The sequence below is a fragment of the Streptomyces sp. S07_1.15 genome (genome assembly GCF_020739505.1).
Taxonomy (GTDB): Bacteria; Actinomycetota; Actinomycetes; order Streptomycetales; family Streptomycetaceae; genus Streptomyces; species Streptomyces xinghaiensis.
In genome coordinates, this window is the sequence record NZ_JAJBZK010000001.1 from 5958588 (window position 1) to 5972378 (window position 13791).

12 protein-coding genes are annotated in these 13791 nt (G+C 74.3%); 7 read left to right on the forward strand and 5 right to left on the reverse strand.

Annotation, left to right across the window (positions count from 1 at the left end; genetic code table 11):
• Together tal and tkt are read right to left on the reverse strand one after the other, a co-directional pair.
• A complete protein-coding gene (gene tal, locus LIX60_RS25560) occupies positions 1-1116 on the reverse strand; it encodes a transaldolase (protein ID WP_227960979.1) in 1116 nt (371 codons plus the stop codon).
• Positions 1117-1151: 35 nt separating this feature from the next.
• Complete coding sequence (gene tkt, locus LIX60_RS25565; protein WP_227960982.1) at positions 1152-3245, reverse strand: transketolase; 2094 nt, start codon at positions 3243-3245, stop codon at positions 1152-1154.
• Between the two features lie 439 nt (positions 3246-3684).
• Between tkt and LIX60_RS25570 the strand changes: the two genes are divergently transcribed.
• Complete coding sequence (locus tag LIX60_RS25570) at positions 3685-4626, forward strand: heme o synthase (protein WP_374117991.1); 942 nt, start codon at positions 3685-3687, stop codon at positions 4624-4626.
• A 99-nt stretch (positions 4627-4725) separates the two neighbouring features.
• A complete protein-coding gene (locus LIX60_RS25575; protein ID WP_227960984.1) occupies positions 4726-5130 on the forward strand; it encodes a hypothetical protein in 405 nt (134 codons plus the stop codon).
• A 223-nt stretch (positions 5131-5353) separates the two neighbouring features.
• Here the strand turns inward: LIX60_RS25575 and LIX60_RS25580 are convergent, their stop codons facing one another.
• Positions 5354-6352, reverse strand: a complete 999-nt coding sequence (locus LIX60_RS25580) for a heme A synthase (protein WP_227960986.1) — start codon at positions 6350-6352, stop codon at positions 5354-5356.
• A gap of 137 nt (positions 6353-6489) precedes the next feature.
• On the opposite strand from LIX60_RS25580, the gene LIX60_RS25585 reads away from it, so the two are divergent.
• The 5 genes from LIX60_RS25585 to LIX60_RS25605 all read left to right on the forward strand — a co-directional run bounded on the left by LIX60_RS25585 (position 6490) and on the right by LIX60_RS25605 (position 11690).
• A complete protein-coding gene (locus LIX60_RS25585) occupies positions 6490-6936 on the forward strand; it encodes a hypothetical protein (RefSeq protein WP_019709580.1) in 447 nt (148 codons plus the stop codon).
• A gap of 472 nt (positions 6937-7408) precedes the next feature.
• Entirely contained in the window at positions 7409-7828 is a 420-nt protein-coding gene (locus tag LIX60_RS25590; protein WP_227960988.1) for an STAS domain-containing protein, read from the forward strand.
• 155 nt (positions 7829-7983) lie between these two features.
• Positions 7984-9768, forward strand: coding sequence for a PP2C family protein-serine/threonine phosphatase (locus tag LIX60_RS25595; RefSeq protein WP_374117917.1), 1785 nt, complete (start codon positions 7984-7986; stop codon positions 9766-9768).
• A complete protein-coding gene (locus LIX60_RS25600) occupies positions 9765-10913 on the forward strand; it encodes a B12-binding domain-containing protein (RefSeq protein ID WP_227960990.1) in 1149 nt (382 codons plus the stop codon). Before LIX60_RS25595 ends, LIX60_RS25600 begins: the two co-directional genes overlap by 4 nt.
• Before the next feature lie 192 nt (positions 10914-11105).
• On the forward strand, positions 11106-11690 hold the full coding sequence (locus LIX60_RS25605; protein WP_227960993.1) for a carboxymuconolactone decarboxylase family protein: 585 nt from the start codon (positions 11106-11108) through the stop codon (positions 11688-11690).
• A gap of 138 nt (positions 11691-11828) precedes the next feature.
• On the opposite strand, the gene LIX60_RS25610 is transcribed toward LIX60_RS25605, so the two are convergent.
• The gene (locus LIX60_RS25610) at positions 11829-12614 is read right to left on the reverse strand and encodes an ABC transporter permease (RefSeq protein ID WP_227960995.1); all 786 of its coding nucleotides are present in this window, start codon (positions 12612-12614) and stop codon (positions 11829-11831) included.
• On the reverse strand, positions 12611-13537 hold the full coding sequence (locus LIX60_RS25615) for an ABC transporter ATP-binding protein (protein WP_227960997.1): 927 nt from the start codon (positions 13535-13537) through the stop codon (positions 12611-12613). Before LIX60_RS25615 ends, LIX60_RS25610 begins: the two co-directional genes overlap by 4 nt.
• Positions 13538-13791: the final 254 nt, after the last annotated feature.

The following is a 13791-nucleotide window of genomic DNA, read 5'->3' on the forward strand; positions in this document are numbered from 1 at the left end:
TCACGCCTCCGGAGCGAGTCGCTTCAGCTCGGCCTCGGTGGATTCGAGGAGGTCGGTCCAGGACTTCTCGAACTTCTCCACGCCCTCGTCCTCCAGGAGCTGGACGACCTCGTCGTAGGAGACGCCGAGCTTCTCCAGCGCGTCGAGGTCGGCGCGGGCCTGCTCGTAGCCGCCGGTCACCGTGTCACCGGTGATCTCGCCGTGCTCGGCGACGGCCTCCAGGGTCGCGTGCGGCATGGTGTTGACCGTGCCGGGGGCGACCAGCTCGTCGACGTACAGGGTGTCCTTGTACGCCTTGTCCTTGACGCCGGTGGAGGCCCACAGCGGCCGCTGCCGGTTGGCGCCCTGGCGCTCCAGGGCGGCCCAGCGGTCGGAGGCGAAGACCTCCTCGTACGCCTGGTAGGCCAGCCGGGCGTTGGCCACGGCCGCCTTGCCGCGCAGGGCCGCGGCCTCCTCGGTGCCCATGCCGTCCAGCCGCTTGTCGATCTCGGTGTCCACCCGGGACACGAAGAAGGAGGCGACCGACTGGATCCGGGAGAGGTCCAGGCCGGCGGCGCTCGCCTTCTCCAGGCCGGACAGGTAGGCGTCCATGACCGCGCGGTAGCGCTCCAGCGAGAAGATCAGCGTGACGTTGACGCTGATCCCGAGGCCGATGACCTCGGTGATCGCCGGAAGGCCCGCCTCCGTGGCCGGGATCTTGATGAGCGTGTTCGGCCGGTCCACCAGCCAGGCCAGCTGCTTGGCCTCGGCGACGGTCGCGTGGGTGTTGTGCGCCAGCCGCGGGTCGACCTCGATGGAGACCCGGCCGTCGCGGCCGTCCGTGGCGTCGAACACCGGCCGCAGCACGTCGGCCGCGTCCCGGACGTCCGCCGTGGTGATCATGCGCACGGCCTCTTCGACGGTCACCCGCCGCACGGCGAGGTCGGAGACCTGCCGCTCGTACCCCTCGCCGCCGGAGATGGCCTTCTGGAAGATGGTCGGATTGGTGGTGACCCCCACGAGGTGGCTGGTGTCCATCAGCTCCGCGAGTTCACCGGACGAGATGAACGTGCGGGACAGGTCGTCCAGCCAGATCGCCACGCCCTCGTCGGAGAGGCGCTTGAGTGCGTCTGCCATAAGAGTTGCAACTCCTCCTTGTACGGATACGGGCGTCAGCGACCCGCGGCTTCGAGGGATTCCCGGGCCGCGGCCTCGACGGCCTCGGCGGTGAGACCGAACTCGCGGTACAGCACCTTGTAGTCGGCGGAGGCACCGAAGTGCTCCAGGGACACGATCCGGCCCGTCTCACCGGTGTACCGGTGCCAGGACAGGCCGATTCCCGCCTCCACCGCCACCCGGGCGCGGACGGCCGGGGGCAGCACGCTGTCCCGGTACCCCTGGTCCTGCTCCTCGAACCACTCGACGCAGGGCATCGACACCACGCGGGCGGGGACGCCGGACGCCTGGAGGCGCTCCCGGGCCTCGACGGCCAGCTGCACCTCGGAGCCGGTGGCGATGAGCACCACCCGCGGGTCGGCGGCCTTCCCGTCGGCGTCCTCGGCCTCGAACAGGACGTAACCGCCCCGGGCGGCTCCGCCGTTCGCGGCGTACGTCGGCACGTTCTGCCGGGTGAGGGCCAGTCCGTGCGGGGCGGGCTTGGCGGTGTGCCGGCGGATGATCTCACCCCAGACCACGGAGGTCTCGTTGGCGTCGGCCGGGCGGACCATGTTGAGGCCCGGGATGGCGCGCAGCGCGGCCAGGTGCTCCACGGGCTGGTGGGTGGGGCCGTCCTCGCCGAGGCCGATCGAGTCGTGCGTCCAGACGTAGGTGACCGGCAGCTCCATCAGGGCGGCGAGCCGCACGGCGGGGCGCATGTAGTCGGAGAACACCAGGAAGGTGCCGCCGTAGATGCGGGTGTTGCCGTGCAGCGCGATGCCGTTCATGGTCGAGCCCATGGCGTGCTCGCGGATGCCGAAGTGCACCGTGCGGCCGTAGGGGTTCGCCTCGGGCAGCGGGTTGTCCGCCGGGAGGAAGGAGGAGGTGGCGTCGATCGTGGTGTTGTTCGAGCCGGCGAGGTCGGCGGAGCCGCCCCACAGCTCGGGGATGATCTGCCCGAGCTCCTTGAGGACCTCACCGGAGGCCTTGCGGGTGGCGACGTCCTTGCCGGGCTCGAAGACCGGCAGCTTGCGTTCCCAGCCCTCGGGCAGCTCCCCCGCGCTGATGCGGTCGAACTCGGCGGCGCGCTCCGGGTTGGCGTTCCGCCAGTCCTGCATCCGCTTGTCCCAGGCGGCACGGGCCTCGCGGCCCCGGTCGGCGGCGGCACGGGCGTGCGCCAGGACCTCCGTGTCCTCCGGGAAGTGGACCTCGGGGTCGAAGCCGAGCACCCGCTTGGTGGCGGCGACCTCCTCGGCGCCCAGCGCCGAGCCGTGCGAGGCCTCGGTGTTCTGCGCGTTCGGCGCCGGCCAGGCGATGATGGTGCGGGCGGCGATCATGGAGGGCCGCCCGGTCTCGGCCTTCGCGGCCTGGAACGCCGCGTACAGCGCCCGCACGTCGAAGTCGCCGTTCGGCGCCTGGTCGACGCGCTGGACGTGCCAGCCGTACGCCTCGTAGCGCTGCAGCACGTCCTCGGAGAGGGCCGTCGCGGTGTCGCCCTCGATCGAGATGTGGTTGTCGTCGTAGAGCGCGATGAGGTTGCCGAGCTTCTGGTGCCCGGCCAGCGAGGACGCCTCGGCGGAGATGCCCTCCTCCAGATCGCCGTCGGAGACGATCGCCCAGACGGTGTGGTCGAACGGGGAGCCGCCCTCGGGCGCCTCCGGGTCGAACAGTCCGCGCTCGTAGCGCGCGGCCATCGCCATGCCCACGGCGTTGGCGATGCCCTGGCCGAGCGGGCCGGTGGTGGTCTCGACACCGGTGGTGTGACCGAACTCCGGGTGCCCCGGGGTCTTGCTGCCCCAGGTGCGGAAGGCCTTGAGGTCGTCCAGCTCCAGTCCGTAACCGGCCAGGTAGAGCTGGATGTAGAGGGTCAGGCTGGAGTGGCCGGGGGAGAGGACGAAGCGGTCCCGTCCGGTCCACCCGGCGTCGGAGGGGTCGTGCCGCATCAGTTTCTGGAACAGGAGGTAGGCGGCGGGCGCCAGGCTCATGGCCGTGCCGGGGTGGCCGTTACCGACCTTCTGCACGGAATCCATGGCCAGGATTCGGGCGGTGTCAACGGCCCGCTGGTCCAGCTCTGTCCACTCGAGCTCTGTGGTCGTCGGCTTGATGCTCACCCTGGGTCAGGGCTCCTCTCCACAAGGTCGCAGTGCCGGTGACTTGGCTCACCGGGCGGTGTCGAGCCTATCTCGCACCCGTGTGCGTGCTTTCGACCGTCCAACTGTCGGAACCGCACCTCACGGAGGCTTCTGTCCGCCCGGCGCACCCCTCCCGCCGCGGCCGTACGGTGCGCCGGTGCGGCCCTGACCGGGTTCCCCGCCGGACGCATGATCAGACCTGTCGGGCATCCATACGGGCCATGGGCCCCAACTGCTCAAACGGAGGGGCGCCGCGCCCGCCCAACACGTCCGGTACCCCCGGCGGCGGGCGTGGTCCCCGGGGCGTCTAAAGTGGCGTGGTACGCGCAAGCCGTGACCGGACCCGTCGGTTCCGGGCGGACTTGCAGGATCTCCCCGCGGCACCGAGCCGCTGATGTCATTCACCACAGGGGTGCGCGTGACGGTCGTCGATTCCCATCCAGTGCGGGTGCCCGTGATGGGCCCCGGCTACCGGCCACTCGATGCACGGGTCAAGGCTTTCTTCGCGCTGACGAAGCCGCGCGTCATCGAGCTGCTGCTGATGACCACCGTCCCGGTGATGTTCCTCGCCGCGGAGGGTGTGCCGGACCTGTGGCTGGTCCTGGCCACCTGTATCGGCGGCTTCATGTCGGCCGGCGGCGCCGGCGCGTACAACATGTACATCGACCGGGACATCGACGCGCTGATGGACCGCACCTCGCAGCGTCCGCTGGTGACGGGCATGGTCTCGCCGCGCGAGTGCCTGGTCTTCGCGACCGCGCTCGCCGCCGGCTCCACCGCGTGGTTCTGGTTCCTGGTCAATCCGCTGTCCGCGATGCTCTCGCTGGGGGCGCTCCTCTTCTACGTCGTCGTCTACACGATGTGGCTCAAGCGGCGTACCGCGCAGAACATCGTCTGGGGCGGCATCGCGGGCTGTATGCCGGTCTTCATCGGCTGGTCCGCGGTGCGGAACGAGGTCTCCTGGGCCGCGCTCGTCCTCTTCCTGGTCATCTTCTTCTGGACGCCGCCGCACTACTGGCCGCTGTCGATGAAGGTCAAGGACGACTACGCGCGGGTGGGCGTCCCGATGCTGCCGGTGGTCGCGGGGAACAAGGCGGTCGCCCGGCAGATCGTCCTCTACAGCTGGGTGATGGTCGGGGTCTCGCTGCTGCTGTGGCCGCTGGGCTACACCGGCTGGTTCTACCCCGTGGTGGCCGTCGTCCTCGGCGCGTTCTGGCTCAAGGAGGCGCACGGACTGCAGGCGCGCGCCCGGGCCGGGATCACCGGCGCCAAGCTGAAGGAGATGCGGCTGTTCCACTGGTCCATCACCTATGTCTCCCTGCTCTTCCTCGCCGTCGCGGTGGACCCCTTCCTCCGCTAGCACCCCCGGTGGTTTTCGCCCGGTACGGGCCGGGTGCGTGGTCAAGGCCACGCGCCCGGCCCGTCGCCAGTTGATCTACCCGTGGGTAGCATCCTGGTCATGGCAGACAGCAAGCAGGACCAGGACGCGGGCGGCACCCAGGCCGCCGGAGACACCGCCGCGGCGGCCGGGAAGGCGACCGGGGCGGACAAGAGGGCCGAGCGCCGGGTGGCCAAGCTGGCCCGGGAGATCAACGCCTTCGCCAAGCAGCACGGCGGCTCCGCCGAGGGGCAGATCGCGCACCTCGGGCAGATGGGTGCCCGGATCGTCCTCGTCGGTGCCGACGGCGGCTGGGGCGACCTGGTGGCGCCGTCCCACGCGATCGCGGAGCGCGCGGCCGAGAAGGCCGGCATCACCGTGCACGAGAACTTCGACGGGGAGATGGCGGCCCGGGTCCGCACCGGACCGTACGAGTGGTCGCGCATGGCCGGGATCCAGCTCGGCGGCCCGCGCAACGCCGCCTGACCGGGACGGGCGCTCCGGACCCGTCCTGCCGCCGGGCGGGGTACGGACGGCCGGCGGGCGGCCGGTCCGGGGCGGTGGGACGGCCCCTCCCGGCACGGTCGGCGCAAGCCGTGACCGTGCCGGGAGGGGCCGTCCTGTGTCCGGGGCGCGAGGGGCGCGGCGTCCGGAGCCGGGCCGGAGCCGCCGCGGAGGCGGGGTCCGGAGGCGGGGTCCGGAGCCGGGGTCAGAGAGCGGCGGCGACCGCCGGGCCCCCCTGCCGGGGTGCCGGCGGTACGGGCGGCTCCGCCGCGACGGCGGGCCGCTCCCGCAGGGAGAGCAGGACCCGGATCACGCCCACCCAGACCAGGCAGGAGCCGAGCATGTGCAGGCCCACCAGGACCTCGGGCAGGTCGGTCAGGTACTGCGCGTAGCCGATGGCGCCCTGCGCCAGCAGCACCGCCATCAGCAGGGCGGTGCGCCTGCGGGGCGCGGCCGGGGCGTCCACCGCGCGCAGCACCACCCACAGCGCGGCGGTCAGCAGGACCACCGCCCAGGCGAGCAGCGCGTGCACCCGGGTGACGGTCTCCCAGTCCACGCCCATCCGGGGCACCTCGCTGCTGTCGCCCGCGTGCGGGCCCGCGCCCGTGACCACGGTGCCGGCGATCACCAGGAGGGCGGTGACGGCGGCCAGCGCCCACGCCAGCGCGCGCACCCGGGGGCCGGCGAGCGGCCGGGGGGCGCCGTCGCCCTCCCGCGTCCGCTCCCAGGTGACCGCCGTTACCGTGAGCAGCGCGGTGGCGGCGAGGAAGTGCCCGGCGACGATGTACGGGTTGAGCTCCAGCAGCACCGTGATGCCGCCCAGTACCGCGTTGGCCAGGACGACGAAGAACTGCAGCCAGCCCAGCCGGGTGAGGCTCCGGCGGCGGGGCTCGGCGGAGCGGGCCGCGATGATCGTCCAGCCGACCGCGGCGGTCAGCACGTAGGTGAGCATGCGGTTGCCGAACTCGATGGCGCCGTGCAGCCCCATCTCCCGGGTGGCGATCAGGCTGTCACCGGAACATTTGGGCCAGGTGTCGCAGCCCAGCCCGGAGCCGGTCAGCCGGACGGCACCACCGGTCACGATGATGACGATGCTCATCAGCAGCGCGGCGAGCGCGGCCAGCCGGACCGTCCGCGGGGACGGCGTCCAGCGGGCGGCGATGGCGGCGAGGGGATTGGGCACGATTGCGGTCGGCTTGGACACGGGTCCATCGTAAACATGCCCTTGTGCATCTTTTCACGAGGGTCCCCGGTCGATGTCCCCGGCGGCCGGTGCGGGGGAGGCGCGGAGGTGATGGTTTTCCGTTCACCGGACGGGGCGATCTTTGACAGGATTCCGTCATGGAGACCTCAGACGTGTGGCTGAACACCGACGGCCACTTCGCCCCCGGCAGGGAACTCTTCCGCTCCGAACGCGCCTTCTCCGTCTGGGCCTACACGGTCAGCCACGGCCAGCTGCTGCTGCGCGCCCGTTCCGTCGGCCGGGACGGTACGCGGCAGTCCCGGATCGATGTGCTGTTCAAGCCGGTGCGCGCGGTCAAGACCGGCATCAACTACAGCGGTCTGGTGATCCGCTGCGCCACGGAGGAGGAGCGGAAGCTGATCCTGGCCGACACCGGGCATGCCCGCCGCGACGACCGGGTGCTGGTACTGGAGACCGCCGACGGGCGCCGGGACCACGTCGTGGCGGGAGCCGTCGGCTGGAGCGAGGACTGGGAGGGCGACCACGAGCCGAGCCGGCTGGCCTTCCTGGCCCCCGGAACCCTCCCGGGGCGGCTTCTGCCGTAGCTCCCGCGTCTCCGGCCCTCCGCGGAAACGGAAGCGGAAATTACGCTTCTGTCAAGAACCGGTTTCTGCGCGGGGGTTGGGCAGAAGAACGGTGGAACGGAAGCGGCCGGCCGCCTCCCCGCGTCCCTTCGCGGGTGTTCCGCCCGTCGTGAGTATTTTCGAAATGGTCTGTACCGCGCCTACGCTGAACCACGGAACGGCCGACACCGGGGGAAACCGGGCGGGACGCACGAGGAAGAGAGGGGCAGCGCATGCGAGGAACCGGACACCCGGCACCGGTGCCATGGCGCCGCCCCGCGCCGGGGACCACCGCGCCGGCGCCGCGCCCCGGTGCCGCGCGCCGTCCCGGCGGCCCCGCTCCCCGTCCCCGTCCGATCACCAGTGCGGCCGGCGCGGCGCCCCCCGCCCCGGCCGCCCCCGCGTCCGCCGACGGCGGCGCTCGCCGACACGTCCGGCAGGAGCCCGTGCCCTCATGACCGAACCGCTCAGTCTCAGCGTCCACCACGCCGACGGCCCTCTGGCGCTGCTCCGTGTGGAGGGCGAACTCGATCTCGAAACCGCCCCCGCGCTGCGGTCCCGCGGCCTCGAACTGATGGACGCCGGCCGGCGCCATCTCGTCCTCGATCTGGCCCCCGTGCCGTTCTGCGACTCCTCCGGCCTCAACGCCTTCATCAACCTGCTGCGCCACGCGGGCGAGCACAACGGATCGCTGACCCTGGCCGCGCCGCCCCACTCCCTGAGCCGGCTGCTGGAACTCACCGGGGTCGGCCGGCTGATCCCCGTCCACGCCAGTGCCGACGACGCCCTGGCGGCGGTCCGCGCCGGTCTCGGCGGGACCGCACCGGAACCGCCGCGGGAGAGCGGGCCGGACGCCGGCCGGCCCGAGGCCTGACGGGCGGGGCCGCCGGGCCGGCCCCGGCCCGCCCCCGGCCGCGCCCCGCGCGGAGCGGTTGCCGCGCGGCCGGGCGCGGGAGATCGTCGGGGGAGGGGGACCGGCCGTCGTCCAGCGTTGCGAGGTGAGGGGCCCGCGGTGCGGGCCGTGCTCCCGTGGAACATTCCGTAGAGCCTGCCGCCGACGGCGGCGGTGCCGGGCTCGGCACCGCCTGGCGGTCCGCGCCGTACCCGGTGCTCGCGGTCGGCGCGGACGGTGTGGTGCGCTCCGTGAGCGAGGCGGCCGCGGAGCTGAGCCCCGCCGTCCGTCCGGGCGCACGGCTGCGGGACACCGCCCCGGACTGGCTGGCCGCGGCACACGACCGGCTCACCGGCGGCCTCCGGGAGGGCGGGCCCGGGACCACCGGGCAGCGGGGGAACGGGCGGCGGGACCGGGCCGCCGCCGGCGCGGCCGGCGGGCGGATCGGTGAGCGCCACTACCTGGCGCACCCCGCCCCGCACCCCGGGGGCACCGTGCTGTGGTGGCTGTTGGACGACACCGGCCGCCGCGCCGCGGACGACGCGCTGCGCGAGGAGCGGCAGCGCACGGAGTCCCTGGCGGACGCCGGCAACCTGCTGCTGGCCTCGCTGAATCCCGAACGCTGCGTGGAGGTGACCGCCCGCCTGGCGGCCGAGTACTTCGCCGAGGCCGCGCTGGTGGTCGTCCCCGGCCCCGGGCGCCGGCTGCCGGTGGTCTTCTGCGTACGCGGCGGACGCCCGGTGCGCCGGCCCGCGGGCGTGGACCCCGCCGGGATGCCGGGGCTGACCGAGGCGCTGCGCGGTGCCCCGCTGCCGCCCCCGCGGTGGGTCGCTCCCGGGGACGCGCCCGCGTGGGTGGTCCCGGAGGGGCTCGGACCGGTGGGTTCGATCGTGGTGAAGACGCTTCCGGGGCCCCTGGAGAAGCCGTCCGGCGCGCTGATCCTGCTGCGCTCCGGGCCGGCCGGCTTCCCGGGGCGCGAGGAGTTCTTCGCCCGCCTGTTCGCCTCGCGGGCCGGGGCGGCGATGTCCGCGGCCCGGCTGTACACGGACCAGGCCGCGATCACCGAGACACTGATGCGCGAACTCCGGCCCCCGGTCCTGCACCGCGCCGCCGGTGCCGACTTCGCCGGCGGCTACCGCGCCTCCTCGGACACCGAGCAGGTCGGCGGGGACTTCTACGACGTCCACCCGCTGCCGGGCGCCGCCGGGGGCCAGGGGTTCCTGGTGGTCCTCGGTGATGTGTGCGGCAAGGGACTGGAGGCCGCCGTCCTGGCCGGCAAGATCCGCATCACGCTGGAGGCCCTGGTCCCGCTGGCCGGGGACCACCACGAGGTGCTGAGCCTGCTCAACGGGGCGCTGCTCAACTCCCCGCAGCACACCCGATTCGCGACCCTCGTGCTGGCCTCGGTCCTCCCCCGGGTGGGCGGTCTGGAACTGCGGGTGACGAGCGCGGGCCATCCGGCGCCGCTGATCGTACGGGCCGGCGGGCGGGTGGAGGAGACCGCGACCTCCGGCACGCTGGTCGGCCTGCTGCCGGAGGTCGAGACGGTCACGGTGCGGACCGCTCTCGCGCCGGGGGAGACCTGCGTGCTCTACACCGACGGCATCACCGAGGCCCGCGGCGGGCCGCTGGGCCGGGAGATGTTCGGCGAGGAACGGCTGCGGCAGGCGCTCTCGGAGTGCGCGGGGCTGCCGCCGGAGGCCGTCGTGGAACGGGTCCAGATGCTCGCGGCCGAGTGGGCGGGCCCCGGCCCCGCCGACGACAGGGCCGTCGTCGCCATCGCGCCCCCGCACGGAGTGCCGCACTCCGGGCCACCGCCTCCCGGGGCGGACGGGCTCGGGACGGGCGGCCACGGAGGCTCCCCCCACGACGGCGGGCCTCCCCGCACCATCGGACACCGACCGGACAGGGGCACCCCATGACCGCAGGAGAACCCGGGAACCGGCACCCCGGCCCCGCCGCGTACGCGCGCGAGCTGTGGGAGGCCGTCGTGGACGGGGACGAGTACGCCGCCACCCGGACGGCCCTCGCCGCCCTCGACGCGGGCCTCGACGCCGAGAGCGTGCTCCTCGACGTCATCGGCGCGGTGCAGCGCAAGGTCGGCGTGGAGTGGGCCGCCAACCGCATGAGCGTGGCCGGGGAGCACGCGGCCACCGCCATCAACGACCGCGTGATCGCCGTCGTCGCCCACCACGGCGAGCCGCCGCGGGCGGAGCCCCGGCGCGGACGGCTCACCGTGGCCTGCGTGGACGGGGAATGGCACGCACTGCCGGCCCGGCTCCTCGCCGAGGTGCTGAAACTGCGCGGCTGGCGCGTGGACTACCTCGGCGCCCAGGTCCCCGCCCCGCACCTCATCGCCCATCTGCACCGCACCGGACCGGAGGCGGTCGCCCTGTCGGGCTCCCTCGCCACCCGGCTGCCCATCGCCCACGCGACGATCATGGCCTGCCAGGGTGCCGGGGTGCCCGTGCTGGTCGGGGGAGCCGCCTTCGGGCCGGACGGGCGCTACGCGCGCCTCTTGCACGCGGACGCCTGGGCGCCCGACGCCCGCTCCGCCGCCGACCGGCTCGCCGACGATCCGCCGCCCCCGCCGCGCCCCGTCCGCCGGGCCGTCGACGACCTGCCGCACCTGGCGGACCAGGAGTACACCCGGGTCTCCGAGGCCGCCCCGCGCCTGGTCGAGGCGGTGCTGGACGGCCTGGAGCGGCGGCTGCCGGAAACGGCCGGCCTCTCCGGCGGCCGGCGCCGCGAGCTCGCCGAGGACATCGCGCACCTCGTCGACTACCTCGCCGCCGCCCTCTACACCGACGACGCCGGGCTGTTCACGGGCTACGTGCTCTGGACGGCGGAGGTGTCCGCGGCACGGGACGCGGACACGCACCACCTGCCGACGGCCCTGGACGTCCTCGACGGGCAGCTCGGGGACTGCCCCCGCGCCCGGCGGCTGCTGGACCGGGCCCGCCGGGCCGCCGGCCCCATGCCCACACCCGCCCCCACACCCGCTTCCGGCGGCGGGGACCCGGCCCGTCCGGCGGACAACGACCCGGGGCGCGAACCGGGCCGCTGACGCCTCACCGGAACGGTTCCGGGCCCGCGCCGCGTACCGGCCGGACCGGGGCCGGTGCGAACCGCCTGCGACCGGACCCGACCGTCCGGCCCGGGCCGCGATGTCACATCCCGGAGGGGCTGTTCCGTCGAGTCGGTGAACGCAGCCCCCGCACGGGGGCGGGCGGCACGACTCGTACGAGGAGGCAGCACCATGGCGCGGATCTCCCTGAACCCGCGGCGCACGCTCTCGCTCCGCCTGGGTGAGTGGTACTCACGGCGCGCGTACGGCAAGGTCCTCGAACCGGCCCTGGTCTTCGGGCACCACCCCGGGGCCCTGCGCGCCTACTTCGCCTTCGAGACGAAGGCGGGGCGCTGGAAGGAGCTGGACCCGGTCCTGAAGCACCTGGCCGAGATGGCCGCCGCGGTGCGGATCGGCTGCTCCTGGTGCGTGGACTTCGGCCACTGGGTGTCCGAACGGCAGGGACTGCCACTGGAGAGGGTGAGCAGGGTGCCCGATTGGCGGGAGCACCGTGAGGTGTTCTCGGAGACCGAACTGCTGGTCCTGGAGTACGCCGAGGCGATGACCGCGACCCCGCCGGAGGTCACCGACGAACTGGCCGCGAGCCTGCTGGAGCGCCTCGGCGAACCGGCGTTCGTCGAACTGACCGCGATGGTGGCGCTGGAGAACTTCCGCTCCCGCGTCAACAGCGCGGTGGGACTGACCAGTCAGGGCTTCTCCGACACCTGCGCCCTCCCCCCGGACGGCACCGGCGCGGGCCGCCCGCGGAGCGGCTGACGGCACGGCCGTACCCGCCGCGCGGCCGCGGGGCGGGAGCGCCGGTGCCGTGGTGGGCCCGGACGGGGGTCGGGCACACCACGGCCACGGCGCCCGTCCGGCACCACCGGCCGGGTCCGGCCGCGTCGCCCTGGCCGCTCACTCCCAGCGGAAGAAGCGGGCCGCGAGGCCGAGGCCCAGGGCCGACCAGCCGGCCAGAAGGCCCAGGTCGCCCCAGGGCACCGGCGCGCCGTGCTGGAGGACGTCCCGCAGGCCGTCCGACAGGGCCGCGATCGGCAGGAGCTGGAGGACGGACTGTGCCGCGTCCGGGAACCTCTCCAGCGGGACGACCACCCCGCCACCGACGAGCAGCAGGATGAAGACGAGGTTCGCGGCGGCCAGCGTGGCCTCCGCGCGCAGGGTGCCGGCCATCAGCAGCCCCAGCCCCGAGAAGGCCGCGGTCCCCAGGAGCAGCAGGGCCGCCACGGTGAGCGGATTGCCCCGGGGCGACCAGCCCAGGGCGATTGCGACCGCCGTCAGCAGCGCGATCTGCAGCAGTTCGGTGACGAGCACCGAGCCCGTCTTGGCGGTCATCAGCGCCCAGCGCGGCAGCGGGGAGGCGCCGAGCCGCTTCAGCACCCCGTAGCGGCGTTCGAAGCCGGTGGCGATGGCCTGCCCGGTGAAGGCCGTGGACATCACGGCCAGCGCCAGCACGCCCGGGGCGAGGAAGTCCACGGCCCGGCCGGCGCCCGTGTCGACGATGTCGACGGTGGCGAAGAGCGCCAGCAGCAGGGTGGGGATGACGACCGTCAGCAGCAGCTGCTCGCCGTTGCGCAGCAGCATCCTGGTCTCCAGGGCGGTCTGCGCCGCGATCATCCGGCCCAGCGGCGCGGCCCCGGGCCGGGGCGCGAAGGTGCCGGCGGTCCGGTCCGCTTCCGTGCTCATGCGCGCAGCTCCTTGCCGGTCAGCTCCAGGAAGACGTCCTCCAGGGTGCGCCGTTCGACCGCGATCCGGTCCGGCATCACCCCGTGCTGGGCGCACCAGGAGGCGACGGTGGCCAGCATCTGCGGACCGACCTTCCCGGTGACCCGGTACGAGCCGGGCGCCGTCTCCGCCGCGGCCGCGCCGGCCGGCAGGGCCGTGAGCAGGGCGGTGAGGTCGAGACCGGGACGGCCGGTGAAGCGCAGGGTGTCCTCGGCGCCGCCCCGGCACAGCTCCTCGGGGCTGCCCGCGGCGACGGCCCGGCCGCCGTCGATGATCACCACATGGTCGGCCAGCTGTTCGGCCTCGTCCATGAAGTGCGTGGTGAGGACGGCCGTCACCCCGTCCGCGCGGAGCTCCCGCACCAGGTCCCAGGTGGCGCGCCGGGCCTGCGGGTCGAGCCCCGCCGTCGGCTCGTCGAGGAAGACCAGCTCCGGGCGGCCGACGACCGCCATGGCGAGCGCGAGCCGCTGCTGCTGGCCGCCGGAGAGCCGCCGGTAGGGGGTGCGGCCGCAGCCGCCCAGGCCCAGCCGCTCGCTGAGCATGTCCGTGTCGAGCGGGTGGGCGTGGAGCTTCGCGGTGTGCCGCAGCATCTCCGCGGCCCGCGCGCCCGGGTAGACGCCGCCGGACTGGAGCATCACCCCGATCCGGGGCCGCAGGGCCGCCGCCTGTGCCACCGGGTCGAGACCGAGGACCCGGACGGTGCCCGCGTCGGGGCGGCGGTAGCCCTCGCAGATCTCGACGGTGGTGGTCTTCCCGGCACCGTTGGGGCCGAGGACGGCGGTGACGGTGCCGGCCGCCACGGACAGATCGAGCCCGTCCACCGCGGTCCCGGGGCCGTACCGTTTGACCAGTTTCCGCACCTGGACGACGGGCTCCTCATGCATGGCGGCAGTCTACGGAGCCCCGCGCGGCGGCCGGCGGCCAGGGACCCGGAGGGGGACGGGGGCCGGGTCCCGCGCCCGGCGGGCCGCCCGCGGTACGGCCGGTCGGGCGGTTTCCCGGCGCCGGTGGGCCGCCGGGAGCCGCCGGTGAGCGCCGGTGAGCCACGGGGGAGCGGCACGCCGGCGGTGCCTGCCCCCGGACCCCGCCCGGCCCGGCCCGCCGGACCCGGCCGCCCGGCCCCGGGTGTTAGGTAACC